The sequence below is a fragment of the Bifidobacterium sp. LH_449 genome, assembly GCF_056356755.1.
Map to the genome: position 1 here is coordinate 231,608 of NZ_JBKEUV010000002.1, position 16,479 is coordinate 248,086.

Sequence of the window (16,479 nt, forward strand, 5' to 3'; positions counted from 1 at the left end):
TGCGGGGCCGCCGTCTGCCGACATGGGGGACGGCGGCCCCGCCATATCGCGTACAATCATTGGGGGATACGCGTCGCGCGCGTTCCCATCATGTTTCATCAACGATTCTTCGTACGATGCAGTGCTATCGAAACGGCATGCAGGAAGGCGCACATATGGGAAAGCACCCGTTCGTTTCTGAAGACCATGAGGGCAAGCCCTGGTTCGAATGGGCGGTCGCCATTGTGCTTGTGCTGGCGGCCTTGATCGCATTCCGCGGGTATACGTTGGCCGCCACCGCAATGATTGCGGTGACGGCCATCATTACGGGACTCGTCCGTCTGGTGTTCAGGGAACGAAGCCCTTGGAAGGTCCGATCAGTGGCGTTCGATTCCTTCATCGGCGTCATGCTGGGCATCGGTCTGCTGGTTCTCTATTTCAGCTTCCCCCAGAGCGTGTGACGCCGATTCCGCCGGATCCGTTCCGGCCTGTGCGGCGGCGGATTCGACGATTGCATCGGTCCCAGTCGTCTCGGCGGGCGAGGATTCCCCAAAAGACCCGGAATCGGATTCCTGCGGATTCCCGACTTCGGTTTCGGTCGCGGCATCCTGGACGGCCTGCTTCCTATCGGCATTGCCCTTGGCCATTTGCGCGACGATGATCACCAATGCGACGATGGCGGCCGCAAGCACCGGGCAGATCCAGAACACCCACAGCTGCGGCAACGGCTCCTGGGTCAGGCCCTGGCCTTGCGCCACAATGGCGATGCCTGTGGATCGCGCCGGATTCAGTCCGGCACCGGTAACCGGGTAGGTGATGGCGGTGCCGACGCCGTAGGCGATGCCCATCATCAAAGCCTGACGACCATTGTTTTCGTCGGATTCGTTCATCGTGCGCATCGCCGTGGATACGATCAGCAGCCCTGCGATGACTTCCACGACGATCGCCATCGTAATGCCGAAGGTGATGCCGTAGTTGCCCAGCGTCGCATGGGAGATCGATCCGTTGTCAAAACCGTTGACGGCCGGCGTATACCACACGTTCGCCGTGACCTGTTCGGAAACGGGGAGCATGAATTTGACGGCGAAGCCGGCGGCGATGGCGCCCAGAACCTGCACGATGACGTACAGCACGCCGTCAAGGACATGGGTTTTGCCTACCAGCATCGCGGCGATGGTGATGGCGGGATTGAATTGCGCGCCGGAGATCCGGCCGAAGATATACGTCGCCAGCGCATAGATGCACCCGATGGCGATGGTCACGAAAGACATGTACACGCCGAAAATGCCCAGGCCGAGCGCACATGTCAGATAAATCGCGAAGCAGACCAGAAAGCTGCCGATCAGCTCGGCGCCTACGCGCACGAGCAACGGCTGAATCTCTTTCCGCGTGGCTACAGGAGTCGCTTCAACAGCAGTCATATCGTTCCTTTATCATTGTATGGGTTGCGGGATTCGTCCCGCCGAACGCAGCCATCCTACCAGTCAACCCTTACGGTAGTATGGATAAGCTCTCGTTTCGCCGCTTCCGGCCGACGAAACGAAGATACATATACATGCCCGGCCACGTTGGGAGAACGATGCCAAACGCATATTCTCGCGCCGCGAAGGCGCATAACGACAATGAAGGTATCCGCCTGCAGAAGCTGCTTGCGCAGGCCGGATTCGGATCTCGCCGCAAATGCGAGGAGATCATTCTTGATGGACGTGTCGAAATCGACGGCGAACTGGTGACGGAACTGGGAACCCGCGTCGATCCGAAACGCCAGCAGGTGAGGGTCGACGGTTCGCGCGTACGCGTGAATCCGAATCATGTCACTCTCGCCTTGAACAAGCCACGTCGCGTGCTGAGCACGATGGACGATCCGAAGGGACGTTATACCCTGCGCGACATCGTCGGCGACAAATACGAACGCATTTTCCATATGGGACGTCTCGACTATGATTCCGAGGGTCTCATTCTGATGACGAACGACGGCGAGCTCAGCCAGCACGTCATGCATCCGAAATACGAGGTCGAAAAGACCTATATCGCCACGCTGCAGGGCAAGATCAGCGGCACGGTGTGCCGTCGTCTGGTCAAAACCGGCGTTCAGCTCGATGACGGTTGGATCAAGCTCGACCACTGCGCCATCATCGACGCGAACCGCGACACGACGCTGGTCAAGGTCGTGCTGCATTCCGGCAAGAACCGCATCGTGCGCCGCATCTTCGGCTCGATCGGCTTCCCGGTCAAGCGTCTGGTGCGCACGCAGATCGGCCCGATCAAGCTGGGCGATCTGAAGTCCGGGTCCTACCGTGTGCTTTCGCAGACGGAGGTCCGTTCCCTGTCCAAGGCGGTGGGACTGTGATTCGTATTGCGATCGACGGGCCTGCAGGCGTCGGAAAATCATCCACGTCCAAGGCATTGGCGAAATATTACGGCTTCGCGTATCTGGACACCGGTGCGATGTATCGCGCCTGCGCCTGGTGGTGCATGCGGCAGGGCATCGATCTTGATGCCGAAACGCTTGACGAGCAGGAAGTGACGGAAACCGTCGCGGCGTTCTTCACCGAAGGCCATTTCGACATCAGCGTCGACCCGGACGACTCCCGCGTCTTCGCCGATGGCGAAGACATCAGCGAAGCGATCCGTTCCTCCGAAGTGTCCACGCATGTCTCCAAGGTGTCGGGCATCATTCCGGTGCGCAATGTCCTGATCGCCGCGCAACGCGCGTACATCGCGCAGGAGGGGGCCGAGGACTCGTTCTCGTCCGGTCAGGGCGTGGTGGCCGAAGGCCGTGACATCACCACGGTCGTGGCTCCCGATGCCGAGGTCCGCGTGCTGCTCACCGCCCGTGAGGAGGTGCGTCAGGCACGTCGCACCAGTCAAAGCGTCCAGGGCGTCGGCGCGGAGGATGTGGCGGCGCGGGACAAGGTCGATTCCAAGGTCACGCAGTTCATGACGGCCGCCGATGGCGTCACCACCATCGATAATTCCGATCTGGATTTCGAACAGACCTTCGACATGCTGGTCGAATTGGTCGACGCCGCCATCGAAGAGCAGGAATACCGCCGCTACGTCGCCAATCTGGAGGGATATGAGCTTGACGAGGGCGACGAAAGCCTGATCGACGGCTCCGCTTTCGAGAATCGCGCCTCCGCCTCCGGCCCGAAGGCCGTCGGCGTGCTGGCTGTGGTCGGCCGTCCGAACGTCGGCAAGTCCACGTTGGTGAATCGTATTCTCGGACGTCGTGCCGCCGTGGTCGAAGATACGCCCGGCGTCACCCGCGATCGCGTCAGCTATGACGCGGAATGGGTCGGCACGGATTTCAAGCTGGTCGATACCGGCGGTTGGGAAGCCGACGTCGAAGGCATCGAATCCGCCATCGCGTCCCAGGCGCAGATCGCCGTGCAGCTTGCCGACGCCGTCATCTTCGTGGTCGATGGCCAGGTCGGCCTGACCGACACCGACGAGCGTATCGTCAAGATGCTTCGCGCGGCCGGCAAGCCGGTGACGCTGGCCGTCAACAAGGTCGACGACCAGATCAGCGAATATCTGACCGCTGAATTCTGGAAGCTGGGCTTGGGCGAGCCATACGGCATTTCCGCCATGCACGGCAGGGGAGTGGGCGATCTGCTGGACGCTGCGATGGATTCGCTGCGCAAGGCGGAGCGCACCTCCGGTTTCCTCACCCCGTCCAATCTGCGCCGCGTGGCGTTGGTCGGCCGTCCGAACGTCGGCAAGTCCTCGCTGCTCAATCAGCTGGCTCATGAGGAGCGTACCGTCGTCAACGATCTGGCCGGCACCACCCGTGACCCGGTCGACGAAGTGGTGAGCGTCGACGGCGAGGATTGGCTGTTCATCGATACCGCCGGCATCAAGCGCCGTCTCCATAAGCTGTCGGGCGCCGAATACTACTCGTCGTTGCGCACGCAGGCCGCGATCGAACGCTCCGAACTGGCGCTGGTCCTCTTCGACGCCTCCCAGCCCATTTCCGACCAGGATCTGAAGGTGATGAGCCAGGCCGTCGATGCCGGACGTGCCGTCGTGCTGGTGTTCAACAAGTGGGATCTGATGGACGAATTCGACCGTCAGCGTATGGAGCGCCTGTGGAAGACCGAATTCGACCGCGTCACCTGGGCGCAGCGCGTGAATCTTTCCGCCAAGACCGGATGGCATACGAATCGTCTGGCCAAGGCGATGCGCGGTGCGTTGGAATCGTGGGACAAGCGCATTCCGACCGGTAAGCTCAACGCGTTCCTGGGGCAGATCCAGGCGGCCCACCCGCACCCGTTGCGAGGCGGAAAGCAGCCTCGAATCCTGTTCGCCACCCAGGCGTCGACACGTCCTCCGCGTTTCGTGATCTTCGCCACGGGATTCCTTGAGCACGGATATCGTCGTTATATCGAGCGATCGCTGCGTGAGGAATTCGGCTTCGAAGGTTCCCCGATTCAGATTTCGGTGAACATCCGCGAAAAGAAGAAGCGCAAGTAGCGGCCCGGATGACGTGAGGAGGTCGTATTCATCGGATTTCGGCAAGGAAATCCGATGAATACGACCTCCTCACATTATGGTCGAGCGAACATCACGGAAAAGCGGAAAATCCCTGCCTGCATATACGCAGACAGGGATTTCATCCGGTCGGACCAGCGGGATTTGAACCCGCGCCGCTTACTATATGGGTTTGCGCTGATGAAGATAGCGTTCACAGGCAGGGATCGCATCGCGAAAGCAATCCTTGAATGGGCATGACGATGCTTATACTCAGGAATATGACTGATGCATCGCGTTTCACTCTTCCCGACCCGATAATCGATGGCAAGGAACAGCGTTCGCTTGAATCGTTGACGGCCCGATACCAGAAGATGATAGAGCCGGGCATCGCGAGAAAAATGGGAGACAAGATCGTCGACATCGTACCTCAGCAGATTAAGCAGATCGGCCAGGACGCGGCCCAGGCCATAGCGCAGGCCCAGATCTATCAGCAGATGCTTAAGATAATCGCCGACGGGTTTTCCCAAGTGGAACAGCAAGTGGCGAAATACACGTTGAACCAAGATGATGTACTCGCTCAGGTCAACAAATTGGACTCCAGCAACGAGTACCTGTCCTTGGACGAGCTTTGCCTGGCACGAAGCTATACCCTGGGCAAAGTCGTCGACTCGGTCAAAGCGCAGAACATGGGTGTTGCCGCTATCGAAGGCGGCACCACCGGAGCCGTCGGTTTTGCCGGCCTCCCCTTCAGCTTGGTACTGAATACTTTCCAATGTTTCCGGGCGGTGCAGAACGTGGCTTTGACCTACGGGTACGACGTCAGGAACGATCCCGATGAAATGGGGATCGCAGGAGCGGTATTCGCGAATTCCATGGCGCCATCCGCCGACAACGAGATGGGAGGCCTTGGCGCCGCCGTGGGCAAAGTCATGATGATAGCCGAGGCGGGGGTGGTGAAGATCGCGGCCGGCAAAGGATGGGGCGAGATGATAGCCAAAGGCGGCGTCCCCCTACTTATCGCGCAGATGCGTGCCCTCGCCAATAAAGCCGCGGCCAAGGCGTTGGACAAGGCGGGCCGGCAAGGACTGGAGAAAAGCATCTTCAACAGGGTATTCCAGATGATCGGACGCAAACTGCCATTGAGAACGGTGCAGAAAGGCGTCCCCATCATTGGCGGTGTCATTGGCGCCGGTGTCGATACATGGCAAATCGCACGATGCATCGACTACGCCAACATCTTCTATCAGAAGCGATTCATTTTCGAAAAGCAGACACGCATCGCCATGCTGACCGGTTCTGTTATGAATGATGCATCCATAACAGCAGAAGCGTCTGAAGCATGATGTGTGTCCTTATTCCTGAAGTCATGATTACGGGTACGACGCATTTAGGCTAATACCCCCTGAATTGATGCAGCATGTCTGATAGGTCTTCGTTTTTGCGAATAAAATCCAACAGAATGTTCGTGCAGCTACTTCACGCACCCCTTCGCTTGGCGATGCCAACCCATCCAGTCGCCATGCGGGCCGACTTATCGTGCGCGCGATGTCGCCGCTTGCTATCTGCTGGAAGAAGATGAAATCAGGATACATGTTCTTCCACTCGCTGTTGATACGAATAAGCGGAGATGACTTCCGCAATGTACCCGATGGAGTTTCACCCGAAAAGCAGAAGGGCGGAAATCGTTGAATTTCCGCCCTTTTGGTCGGACCAGCGGGATTTGAACCCGCGACCCCTTGACCCCCAGTCAAGTGCGCTACCAAACTGCGCTATGGTCCGAGCGGTGTGTAACACCGAGTAGTTAAGATAGCATAGCATCCGTAAAAACCCAAATTCATGTCGTTTTTCGTGTCGCCATCGGAAAAACGTGTCGGCCGACACGGCGTGCCCGGCCAAGATGTTCTGTCTTCATGCCGCGTATTCGCGATATTACCGTGACTTCGTCGTAAAATGGCTTGCAGACCCGTATGGGACGGATACGTGAATCGAATTGGAGGAAACGCAAGTGACTGATGACGTGTTCGAGCTTTCTGCGCAAAAAATGCGCGAGCATGGCATGAGTGATGTATCCATCGCACAGTTCCAGCGTCTTTACGACGTGTGGCGCAATGAAGAGACCAGCACATGGATTCGCGAACAGGACGTCGAACCGCTCACAGGCGTTCCCAGCTTCCACGACGTCTATGAGACCATCAATCACGACAAGGCCGTGGATGCCTTCGCCAAAACCGCTTTTCTGAAGCTTAACGGCGGGCTTGGCACTTCGATGGGCCTGGACTGCGCGAAATCCTTGCTGCCGGTGCGCCGCCACAAGGCGAAGCAGATGCGATTCATCGACATCATCATCGGCCAGGTGCTTACCGCACGAGCCCGTTTGGGTGTGGAATTGCCGTTGACGATGATGAATTCCTTCCGCACTTCGGCCGATACGATGAAAGTGATGACGCAGCATCGTAAGTTCCGTCAGGAAGAGATTCCGATGGAAATCATTCAGCATCAGGAGCCGAAGATAGTGGCGGCGACCGGCGAGCCTGCATCGTACCCGGCCGATCCTGAGCTGGAATGGTGCCCGCCGGGACACGGCGACCTGTTCTCGACGATCTGGGAATCCGGCTTGCTTGATGAATTGGAAGCGCATGGCATCCAATATCTGTTCATCTCCAATTCCGACAATCTCGGCGCCCGGCCTTCCAGAACGTTGGCCCAGCATTTCGAGAACACGGGCGCACCATTCATGATCGAAGTGGCCAAGCGCACCCCGGCGGACCGCAAAGGCGGTCACATCGTGCGAGACAAGGACACGGGACGGTTGATGCTGCGGGAAATGAGCCAGGTTCATCCCGATGATAAGGCGTCGGCGCAGGATATCGAACGGCACCCGTATTTCAATACCAACAGCATCTGGGTGCGCATCGATGCGTTGAAGGCGAAGCTGGCCGCCTATGATGGCGTCCTGCCGTTGCCTGTGATCCGCAACCGTAAGAACGTCAATCCATCCGATCCGAGCTCCACCGAAGTCATCCAGTTGGAGACCGCCATGGGCGCGGCTGTCACGCTGTTCGACGGCGCGACATGCGTATGCGTCGACCGGATGCGTTTCCTGCCGGTGAAAACCACCGACGATCTGTTCATCATGCGCTCCGACCGTTTCCATCTGACCGACCAATACGAAATGGAAGACGGCAACTATATTTTCCCCGACGTGCGTCTCGATCCACGTTTCTACAGGAACATCCATGATTTCGACGAACGTTTCCCGTATTCCGTGCCGTCGCTGGCCGCCGCCAATTCGGTGACCATCAACGGCGATTGGACGTTCGGACGCGACGTGTCGTTGTTCGGCGACGCGATTCTTGAAGATAAAGGGGAGGCGAGCTATGTCCCCAACGGCGAACACGTTGGGCCGCAAGGCATCGAGCCCGATGATTGGATCTGAGAACGGAGGGAAAAATAAAAGAAAACCGATTTTTTCATGAAATCGGTCCCGATATATGTAAAAAGCCTTTATCATAGAGTGAGGGCAGCAAAGGCTGCACACTTAGACAACTACGTTAACGATACGTGAGGACTAATGGCAGAGGGTAGCAACGGAAGGCGTCGTTTTTCCGACAAGTGGGGCAAGCATGAGCTCGATGTCTTGGCGGTATTGTCATCGGCGTTCCCCCAATGGCTGACCTCTCGCCAAATCGCGCAACGTGTGAAGGCGTATGCGGATTCGTATGGAGAGCTGGCCGACCAAGCGGCGAAGGCGGCTTTCGCCAAGCAGTTCCAGCGCGACCGGGCCAAACTTGCCGCGATGGGCATCGCCATCGAATCGCGGCAGCCTGAATATTCGTCGAAATCCGAAGGACAGGATTTCGCCTCGTACCGACTGCAATTGGGCGATGAACCGCGCGTGCGCCTCCAATTCGCGCAGGAGGATATGGCGGTTCTCGCCGCGGCCAATTATCTGGCGCGATCGATGTCCATCTCCTCCGAACAGCCTCAGCAGGTCCAGCAACATGCATCGCGTACGGCGCCGCGCGTGCCCCAGACGCCAATTCCGGGACTCGGCCTGGATTCCATCGCCCCGGGATTGGGGACGCAGGTCATTCCCGACGAGTTGATGCAGGTCGTGGACTCCCGTCGCTTCGCCGCGACGATCGACGTGGACGGCGAACATCTCAATGTCGCCTACACCGATTCGGATGATCTGGCCATGTTCGTCCTGGAGCATCCGGGCGCGTCGATCGTCAGCCCGCCGGAGGCCGCGGCCGCCTTCAAACGCCGGCTGAACGCGGCGACGCAGTTCCAGCATGCCGACGAATCGGCCAGCGCACAGGCCGCGGCCGTCGTCGCGCCCTCCATCAGCCGCGACACTCCAAGCGAGCCCGATCCGGAGGATCTGAAGGCGCATCAGAAGAAGGGCACGTCGTTCCAGACCGGCAGCGAAGTGGATCGTCGACTGCGACTGATGCTGTTCCTGTCCGCTCATCTGGGTGAGGAATTCTCTCTCGAGGAGCTCGCCGAACGATTCATCGGCAAGCCGAAGAGCGAAGATGAGATGAAGAAATACGTCAACGTCATCCATAAGGACATCAACACGTTGACCACCGTTTCCGACGACGGCGAAATGGCCGGAAGCCAGTTCTTCGACATCGACTGGTCACTGCTGGACGCCGAGGGCATCGTGGCGGCCACCAATTCGCTCGGACTTGAACGTCTTGCAGGCATTTCGCAGCAGTATCTGAGCATGCTGACGGCTTCCGTCAGCTATTTGGCGCATTCGCCGCTGCTGCCCGACGACCAGCGTCTTCAGGCCGAATCCTTGTACAAGCGTCTGCGCCAGCACGTCGAGCCGGGCTCCACGCCGTGGCTCAGCCTCACCGGATTCGAAGTGGAGCCGCGCGCCTTCTCCATCGTCAAGCGTGCGATTTCCACCGATTCGCTGCTTGATATGGAATACACGGACGGCGCGGGAAGGACGCGCCGCAAGCTGGTCGCCCCGGCCAAGATTTTCGTGGATGAAGGCGTGTACTATACGGCCGTTTGGACGGATGTGGCCGATGCCGCTCCGGAGGACAAGCTGAAGCTCGTCCAGAAGGACATGACCATCAACAAGGCCAACGGCAAACCGCGCATCTGGCAGACCCTGCGCATCGCCCGCATCGAAAAAGCCGAACTGGTCAGCCCCACACGGCATGTCGATATCCCCGATGTGCCGGTTTCCGAACTTCGCCAGTGGAATTTCGACAACGGCACCGCCGCGGTGTTCATCACCGACCAGACCGATCTGCCGTTCGTCGACCGTCTCCCGGGAGCCACCGTCGAACCGTATGGGGAAGGCGAAAAGGTCCATCTCATCGTCTCGTCCGATTCATGGTTCGTGGCGTTCTGCATCGCGCACGCACGGCATATCACCGCCGTCGCCCCGGAAACGCTGCGCACGATGATCATCGCCCGCGCCCAGCATGAGCTCAGCGTCGGGCAGCACGACGAAGAGAGCTGAGGGGATTCGCATGCCTTGGTGGATATGGCTCATTCTTGCGGTTTTCATGCTTGCCATGATCGTCATCGGTGCGGCGTATGCGGTCATACATGCGATCCGTGCCGCCAAAGTCGCCATGGGAACGGGAATGGCCATGGGCGACCATCTGTCGGCATTGTCCCAGACGGACGCATCGCAGGAGGATGGGCGTCCCGCCTCGTTCACCGTGCCGCTCAAGGATACGATGCAGCGGTATGAGAACACGCAGGCGCGCAAGTATGAGCGTCTTGCCGACAAACGCAACCGTCACGCCCGCATCTGGGCACGATGGTCCCATTACAATGACTGAATGATCGAAGCAAAGCAGGAGCAATGACCCGTCACCATCATCGTAAAACCGGAAAATCCACCGACGTGACGAGCGAAGCTTCACTATCCCCGTCGCAACGATATGCGGCATTCCGCGATTCCCGGCGGCGCAGTCTCAGCGCCGCGGCGCGATTCGCGAAATCCTTGCCCTTCGGATTGGACGATTTCCAGATCAAAGCGAACGAAGCGTTGGAAGCCGACAACAACGTGCTTGTCGCAGCCCCGACCGGCGCCGGCAAAACAGTCATCGCCGACTTCGCCGTCTTCCTGGCGCAGGAACGCAACGTCAAAGCGTTCTATACGACGCCGATCAAAGCGTTAAGCAATCAGAAATACCATGATCTGGTCGACTTGTACGGACCCGATCGCGTAGGCCTGCTCACCGGCGATATCTCCATCAATTCCGAAGCGGATATCGTGGTCATGACCACGGAGGTATTGCGCAACATGCTGTACGAGCATTCGGTGACGTTGAACGCACTGCGCTACGTCATACTTGACGAAGTGCATTATCTGGCGGACAAGTTCCGCGGACCGGTATGGGAGGAAGTCATCATCCACCTGCCGCAAAGCGTGAAGATCATCGGGCTTTCCGCAACCGTTTCCAATGTGGAGGATTTCTCCAATTGGATATCCTCCGTACGCGGCGACACCACGCTGGTCGTGTCGGAAAAACGCCCGGTACCGTTGGAACAGCATGTGTTGGTCCAAGCGGACGACCGTACCGAACCGGAACTGATCGACCTGTACCGCCGCGATGATATGGGGGAGCAGACCGCAAAGATCAACGCCGGCCTGATCAGCCGAATCGACCAGCTGGACAGGCGCGCCGCGAAACGGCAATCCGCCGATCACCATTCCGGCCGATATCAGGGACGCGGAAAAGAACGCCGGGATTGCAGGCGCCGTCCGGAACGGCATGTTCCACGCCGATGGGCGGTGGTCGACGAACTCGACTATCTGGACATGCTGCCGGGAATCTTCTTCATCTTCTCCCGCAACGGCTGCGATCAGGCCGTCGACCAGTGCATAAACGCCGGTCTGCGCTTGACCACCGACAGTGAGGCGCAGCGGATACGCCGCATCATCGACGAGATGATCGAAGGACAGCTTGGCCGCGAAGATCTTAAGGCATTGCATTTCTCGCAATTCCGCTTCGCCCTCGAAGAAGGTTTCGCCGCGCATCATGCCGGCATGATCGCCCTGTTCCGCCAGATCGTCGAACGGCTGTTCGAGGAAGGCCTCATCAAAGTCGTATTCGCCACCGAAACGCTCGCGCTGGGCATCAACATGCCGGCGCGCTGCGTCGTCGTCGAAAAACTCGAAAAATTCGACGGCACAGGCCACGTCGCATTGACGCCGGGGGAGTTCACCCAGCTGACGGGCCGTGCAGGCCGACGCGGCATCGACACCATCGGACACGCCGTCGTCGTCGACCATCGCGGATTCATGCCGGCCACGGCGGCATCGCTGTCCAGCAAGCGCGTCTACCCATTGCATTCCAGTTTCAAGCCGACATTCAACATGGCGGTGAACCTGCTCAACGCCAGCGACTATGAGACCGCGCGCGTCACGCTCGACCATTCCTTCGCGCAATGGGAGGCCAACGAATCCGCATGGCAGCTCGAAGAACAGATGAAGGCCCTGGAACAGGCCCTGTCCGGATATGAAACGGCATTCGCATGCGAGCATGGCGATTTTCGGGACTTCATGCGCATACGCATGGCGTTGAGCGATCTGGAGAAGAACGAACGCCGCAGGCTCAAGCATGAGCTCTTCAGCACCGCGGAGGAGCGTTCGCGGGCATTGCGCAAACTGGACAGGCGCATCTCGGCCTTGCGCGAAAAGGATCGCGACCATCCATGCCATAATTGCCCGGATTTCAAGGAGCATCTCAAGTGGGGGCATCGCTGGGCCCGTGAAAGCCGCGAACTGCAGCGTGTACGGCATCGCTTCGAATCCCGTACCGGCTCCGTCGCCAGGCAGTTCGACCGGATCTGCAACACGTTGGAAACGCTGGGATATCTCACGCGACAAGCCGACAGGGAACGGACCGACTATCGTCTCACCGAACAAGGCCAGCTGCTGCGACGCCTGTACAGCGAACAGGATCTCGTATTGGCGCAGATCATCGTCAGCGGCATACTCGACGATCTGACGGCGCCGCAACTCGCGGCAGCGCTCTCTTCGCTGGTATACGAATCCAGACGAGGGGGATCGGGGGAGCCGCGCCGATATCCCGGCGGCCTCTACGGCACGGTGTCCATGACCGCATTGGAAATGCGACGCATCCACAATGACATATCGGTATTGTGCGAAGACAACATGCTTGCGGAGCTGCCGAAACTCGACTTCGGCATCGCCGATGTCATCTACGACTGGACAGCCGGGGAAACGTTGTCACGGGTGCTTGACGACACCGAACTGACCGGCGGCGACTTCGTGCGCAGCGCCAAACGCCTGTCCGACATGCTCCAGCAGATCGCCGTCGCCGAACCGTATCTGGGGGCAGGACATGAACGGCTCGCCGAAATCGCGCGTCAGGCGGCGGATGGCGTCAACCGCGGCATCGTCGCATATTCAGGCATCGAATGACCTTGGGCGAACCGGGCCAGACATAATCGCATATCATGAAAACCGGGAATAAACCGCTCGTCCGAACTGTTCTGTAGCGTAGGACGAGCAGCAATCAAGGAGGCAAGGCAACAATGGCAGAACGCAGCCTGAGAGGCATGAGCATCGGCGCAAAATCGCTTGAATCCGACGACAACGTCGATTTCGCGGCACGCAACGACGTCGCATATGTTTGTCCAAAGGGACACCGCACCATTCTGCCGTTCGCAGAAGGCGCCGAAGCGCCCAACGAGTGGGAATGCCGCTGCGGCGCGACCGCGCACCGCGAAGGCGACGGAGACGGGGACGCCGACGAGATCAGCAAACCGACCCGTACGCACTGGGACATGCTGCTCGAACGCCGCACCGAAGAGGAACTGCAGGCCCTGCTCGAAAAGCGTCTGCAGATGCATCGCGACGGATGGATTCCCGACTACGAGTGAACCCTCGTCGAACAATACGTAATCGACGCATGCCCGGTCAGCAAGACCGGGCATAATTGTGTTTTGGAAGCAAACCGACAGAATTCCATAGGGGAGTGACACCACAACATGGCCGAACAACCGCAGAAAATCGTCCTGCTCGACCTCGACGGCACACTGACGAAATCAGATCCGGGCATCATCGCATGCGTCATCAAAGCCTTTGAAGGACTCGGCTACCCGGTCCCGGACGACGAAGAACTCCACCGATTCATCGGCCCGCCGATCATCGAATCCCTCCGCCGAAACCACATCCCGGAAGACCAGCTCGAACGCGGCATCGCGATCTACCGCGACTACTACGCCAACCAAGCCGTATTCGACGATCCGAACAATCCCGGCAGCAAAGTGCCCGGCCGACTCTACAACACCGTCTACGACGGAATCCCGGAACAGCTCGCCATCCTGCGCGAAAACGGATATCGGCTATACATCGCCACCTGCAAGCCCGAATACCAGGCCAAGCCGATCTGCGAGCATTTCCACATCACCGACATGGTCGACGGCGTCTACGGCGCCAGCGAAGACAATTCGCGCATCGACAAGGACCAGGTCATCCGATACGCCTTCGACAGCATCGGATACGATGCGGACGCCGGCGACAAGGCGCTGATGGTCGGCGACCGATGGACCGACGTCGACGGCGCCATCGCATGCGGACTCGACTGCCTCGGATGCGGATGGGGCTACGCCGAAGAAGGCGAACTGACGGAACATGGGGCTTATACGGTCATCGACAAGGTGGACGAATTGAGCTCCGCAGTGCAGGATTATTTTATCCGATAATGTACGTTATGTCAGAAATTTATTTCTGACATAACGTCATCGCGTTATATCGCCATGCTTCGCTTGGCCTGACATAACGCGAGTGCGTGCAGCCTGGTCGGGATGCCGGGTTGTTTGACGTCATCGCGTTATGTCAGCACGCTCCGGTTTGGCCCGATATAACGTGATGCGCGCAGTCTGCCGGCATTCCATGCTATTGATTCGTTGTTTTCTGACGATCGGGCCGGCGATGCAGGGCCTGGTCCATTTCGCTTTCGGCGGCGCGTTTGGCTTGCAGGTACATCATGAACAGTTCGGCGCCGATCAGCGCGATCATGACGATTCCCGCGGGCCAGCCGAATTGCGCGTACCAGGCGCGCATGCTTGCCGATATGTCGTCGGCAAGCGTTTTATATGCGATGAACGGGGTCATCGCAAACAGCAATGACAGCAGATGAAGGACGATGACCGGCCATCCCACGGGCTTTACGGGATCGTCGCGACGTCCGCCCAGGTATTGGGCGTTGACCGCGCATATCAGACAGATCAGAATAGGCGGCACGACCGCACAGGACCACAGCAGCGCCGGCAGCATATCTTTCACAGCGAGACTCCCCCGTCAATCACATAATGCCGCCGATGTTTGGGACATCGGCGGCACATATCGACAATATCAATGCGGATTCGGCATGCTCTTTTCAGCGGCCGGCACATTACATGACGACGGCGGATCTGGTGAAAAACACCAGACGGAATTTGCCGATCATGATTTCGTCGCCGTTCTTCAGCTGCGCCTGATCGACGCGCTGACGGTTGACATAAGTGCCGTTCAGGCTGCCGGCGTCAATCACATGATAGACGCCGTCGACACGGCGGAACACCGCGTGGGACCGCGACACCGTGGAATCGTCAAGCAGGATGTCCGCACGAGGATCACGACCGACCGTGATCTCATCCTCGTCCAGCAGATACCGCGAACCGGTCACCGCGCCACGCGTGGAAATCAGCAGCGCAGTCCCCTCCGAAAGGCGCGCGATCGTATCCAGATCGCCTTGCGTCAACGGGCGGTCGCCGGTGGATGTAATCGGAACGGTAATGGCGGGAAGGCCGATGATGGTCGTCTCGCCTGCACTTGGAATCGGATCAGTCATAAAGGTCATTCTACCGTCTTTGCATACTGATATTGCGGAACTTCGCGAATCTCGTCAATAACGACCTCATCCGTCGTGTTGATGTTCACTGAAGAACCGTATTTCACTTTCAACCGGGAGCCTACTCCCCCGGCAAGATTAATCGCATTGAGCAGATTGTCGGGGTCTCCGATGGCCTTTACGACGAACGGGGCTTCCAAAGCCCTGCCATCGCATTCCAGACCGTTCTTCCCGTCGCTGATATACGTGCTGGTCACCACACGCACATCATTGATCTGAATCACTTCGGCGCCGGCATTGCGCAGCTCCTCAAGCAGCGTGAACAGCACCGTAGCATCCACATCCTGCTTCGAACCCTGCGAAATACGAACCGTGATGCCCTTGCCGACAGCAGGCAGGCGACCGGACAGCAAACCGCTCGTCTCCTCGTTCTGACGGGCGATCTCCTGCGCCTGCGCATTCTTATCGGCCGTGTCCTTCAACGATTCAAGCTGGCTGCTCAACTCGTCCCGGCGCTGTTCGAGCTTCTGCACCTGCGAATTGGTTTCATTGATCAGACGGATAAGCTCCTCCTCGCTCATCGACTCATACGTCTGATCGGTGTTGTTCAGCTGAATGACATAGCCATACCCCAGCATCGCGCACAATACGACGACCAGAACGCTCGAATACAGGCGCGTTCTCGTGGCCTTCCCGTCCAAGGAGACGGTACGCTTCGGCTTCTTGCGCACAACCGGGAAGGAGCCGGTTTCGGTGCGGTCATTCGCCTTGTCATTCGCATGCTGCCGATGCATTTTGCTCAGCAGGTCCGACTTGCGGCCGTTCTTGTCGATCATCCGCTCAGCCCTTGAAGATGAATCGCCTGATGGCGGAGACATTCGAGAAGATGCGAATGCCCAGCACGACGATGACGGCCGTCTGCAGCTGCGAGCCCACGCCCAACTGGTTGCCCAGCAGCACCAGCAACGTCGCGGTGATGACATTCGAGAAGAACGAGATCACGAACACCTTATCGGAAAAGCTTCGCTGGAAATACGCGCGGGCCGCGCCCAACAGCGCGTCCAGCGCGGCGACCACCATGATCGGCAGATAAGGCTGCAGTTCGACAGGAATATCAGGCTGCACGAATACGCCAATGACAACGCCGATGATAAGGCCCAGAATCGCCGCCATCCAA

General features: G+C 58.7%; 15 protein-coding genes and 1 tRNA gene. 10 read left to right on the top strand and 6 right to left on the bottom strand.

From position 1 onward, the window contains the following. Positions 1-155 precede the first annotated feature (155 nt). The gene (locus AC1AX7_RS02775; RefSeq protein WP_476508580.1) at positions 156-440 is read left to right on the top strand and encodes a DUF3017 domain-containing protein; all 285 of its coding nucleotides are present in this window, start codon (positions 156-158) and stop codon (positions 438-440) included. Here the strand turns inward: AC1AX7_RS02775 and AC1AX7_RS02780 are convergent. Next, a complete protein-coding gene (locus AC1AX7_RS02780; RefSeq protein ID WP_476508581.1) occupies positions 357-1,400 on the bottom strand; it encodes an MIP/aquaporin family protein in 1,044 nt (347 codons plus the stop codon). The genes AC1AX7_RS02775 and AC1AX7_RS02780 overlap by 84 nt on opposite strands. Positions 1,401-1,558: 158 nt before the next feature. Here AC1AX7_RS02780 and AC1AX7_RS02785 point away from each other — a divergent pair, with 158 nt between their 5' ends. From AC1AX7_RS02785 to AC1AX7_RS02795, 3 genes are all read left to right on the top strand, one after another. Next, a complete protein-coding gene (locus AC1AX7_RS02785) occupies positions 1,559-2,329 on the top strand; it encodes a pseudouridine synthase (protein WP_476508582.1) in 771 nt (256 codons plus the stop codon). Continuing rightward, positions 2,326-4,455, top strand: a complete 2,130-nt coding sequence (der, locus tag AC1AX7_RS02790) for a bifunctional cytidylate kinase/GTPase Der (RefSeq protein WP_476508583.1) — start codon at positions 2,326-2,328, stop codon at positions 4,453-4,455. Before AC1AX7_RS02785 ends, der begins: the two co-directional genes overlap by 4 nt. Positions 4,456-4,703: 248 nt before the next feature. Beyond that, entirely contained in the window at positions 4,704-5,798 is a 1,095-nt protein-coding gene (locus AC1AX7_RS02795; protein ID WP_476508584.1) for an EcsC family protein, read from the top strand. A 359-nt stretch (positions 5,799-6,157) separates the two neighbouring features. Here the strand turns inward: AC1AX7_RS02795 and AC1AX7_RS02800 are convergent. Beyond that, positions 6,158-6,234 (bottom strand) — tRNA-Pro (locus AC1AX7_RS02800). Positions 6,235-6,496: 262 nt separating this feature from the next. On the opposite strand from AC1AX7_RS02800, the gene AC1AX7_RS02805 reads away from it, so the two are divergent. The 6 genes from AC1AX7_RS02805 (at position 6,497) to AC1AX7_RS02830 (ending at position 14,172) form a co-directional block, all read left to right on the top strand. Then, positions 6,497-7,891 (top strand): UTP--glucose-1-phosphate uridylyltransferase, encoded by a 1,395-nt coding sequence (locus AC1AX7_RS02805; RefSeq protein WP_476508686.1) that lies wholly within the window; start codon positions 6,497-6,499, stop codon positions 7,889-7,891. A gap of 135 nt (positions 7,892-8,026) precedes the next feature. Next, on the top strand, positions 8,027-9,943 hold the full coding sequence (locus AC1AX7_RS02810; protein WP_476508585.1) for a helix-turn-helix transcriptional regulator: 1,917 nt from the start codon (positions 8,027-8,029) through the stop codon (positions 9,941-9,943). A 10-nt stretch (positions 9,944-9,953) separates the two neighbouring features. Next, entirely contained in the window at positions 9,954-10,271 is a 318-nt protein-coding gene (locus tag AC1AX7_RS02815; RefSeq protein ID WP_476508586.1) for a hypothetical protein, read from the top strand. 23 nt (positions 10,272-10,294) lie between these two features. Further along, positions 10,295-12,886 carry a DEAD/DEAH box helicase gene (locus AC1AX7_RS02820; protein WP_476508587.1) on the top strand — a complete coding sequence of 864 codons (2,592 nt, stop codon included), beginning with the start codon at positions 10,295-10,297 and terminating at the stop codon, positions 12,884-12,886. 113 nt (positions 12,887-12,999) lie between these two features. After that, entirely contained in the window at positions 13,000-13,347 is a 348-nt protein-coding gene (locus AC1AX7_RS02825; protein ID WP_476508588.1) for an RNA polymerase-binding protein RbpA, read from the top strand. A gap of 108 nt (positions 13,348-13,455) precedes the next feature. Continuing rightward, complete coding sequence (locus AC1AX7_RS02830; protein WP_476508589.1) at positions 13,456-14,172, top strand: HAD hydrolase-like protein; 717 nt, start codon at positions 13,456-13,458, stop codon at positions 14,170-14,172. 193 nt (positions 14,173-14,365) lie between these two features. Here AC1AX7_RS02830 and AC1AX7_RS02835 read toward each other — a convergent pair whose 3' ends face one another. The 4 genes from AC1AX7_RS02835 to AC1AX7_RS02850 form a co-directional block, all read right to left on the bottom strand. Then, the gene (locus tag AC1AX7_RS02835) at positions 14,366-14,755 is read right to left on the bottom strand and encodes a hypothetical protein (RefSeq protein ID WP_476508590.1); all 390 of its coding nucleotides are present in this window, start codon (positions 14,753-14,755) and stop codon (positions 14,366-14,368) included. A gap of 109 nt (positions 14,756-14,864) precedes the next feature. After that, entirely contained in the window at positions 14,865-15,302 is a 438-nt protein-coding gene (locus tag AC1AX7_RS02840; RefSeq protein ID WP_476508687.1) for an FHA domain-containing protein, read from the bottom strand. A 5-nt stretch (positions 15,303-15,307) separates the two neighbouring features. Continuing rightward, a complete protein-coding gene (locus AC1AX7_RS02845) occupies positions 15,308-16,138 on the bottom strand; it encodes a DUF881 domain-containing protein (RefSeq protein WP_476508591.1) in 831 nt (276 codons plus the stop codon). 4 nt (positions 16,139-16,142) lie between these two features. After that, on the bottom strand, positions 16,143-16,475 hold the full coding sequence (locus AC1AX7_RS02850; RefSeq protein WP_476508592.1) for a small basic family protein: 333 nt from the start codon (positions 16,473-16,475) through the stop codon (positions 16,143-16,145). Positions 16,476-16,479 lie beyond the last annotated feature (4 nt).

Excerpts from the sequence above, each read along its gene's own strand:
- AC1AX7_RS02775 (WP_476508580.1), top strand. The coding sequence starts at position 156 with ATGGGAAAGCACCCGTTCGTTTCTGAAGACCATGAGGGCAAGCCCTGG.
- AC1AX7_RS02780 (WP_476508581.1), bottom strand. The coding sequence starts at position 1,400 with ATGACTGCTGTTGAAGCGACTCCTGTAGCCACGCGGAAAGAGATTCAG.
- AC1AX7_RS02785 (WP_476508582.1), top strand. The coding sequence starts at position 1,559 with ATGCCAAACGCATATTCTCGCGCCGCGAAGGCGCATAACGACAATGAA.
- AC1AX7_RS02795 (WP_476508584.1), top strand. The coding sequence starts at position 4,704 with ATGGGCATGACGATGCTTATACTCAGGAATATGACTGATGCATCGCGT.
- AC1AX7_RS02805 (WP_476508686.1), top strand. The coding sequence starts at position 6,497 with ATGCGCGAGCATGGCATGAGTGATGTATCCATCGCACAGTTCCAGCGT.
- AC1AX7_RS02810 (WP_476508585.1), top strand. The coding sequence starts at position 8,027 with ATGGCAGAGGGTAGCAACGGAAGGCGTCGTTTTTCCGACAAGTGGGGC.
- AC1AX7_RS02815 (WP_476508586.1), top strand. The coding sequence starts at position 9,954 with ATGCCTTGGTGGATATGGCTCATTCTTGCGGTTTTCATGCTTGCCATG.
- AC1AX7_RS02820 (WP_476508587.1), top strand. The coding sequence starts at position 10,295 with ATGACCCGTCACCATCATCGTAAAACCGGAAAATCCACCGACGTGACG.
- AC1AX7_RS02825 (WP_476508588.1), top strand. The coding sequence starts at position 13,000 with ATGGCAGAACGCAGCCTGAGAGGCATGAGCATCGGCGCAAAATCGCTT.
- AC1AX7_RS02830 (WP_476508589.1), top strand. The coding sequence starts at position 13,456 with ATGGCCGAACAACCGCAGAAAATCGTCCTGCTCGACCTCGACGGCACA.
- AC1AX7_RS02840 (WP_476508687.1), bottom strand. The coding sequence starts at position 15,302 with ATGACTGATCCGATTCCAAGTGCAGGCGAGACGACCATCATCGGCCTT.
- AC1AX7_RS02845 (WP_476508591.1), bottom strand. The coding sequence starts at position 16,138 with ATGATCGACAAGAACGGCCGCAAGTCGGACCTGCTGAGCAAAATGCAT.
- AC1AX7_RS02850 (WP_476508592.1), bottom strand. The coding sequence starts at position 16,475 with ATGGCGGCGATTCTGGGCCTTATCATCGGCGTTGTCATTGGCGTATTC.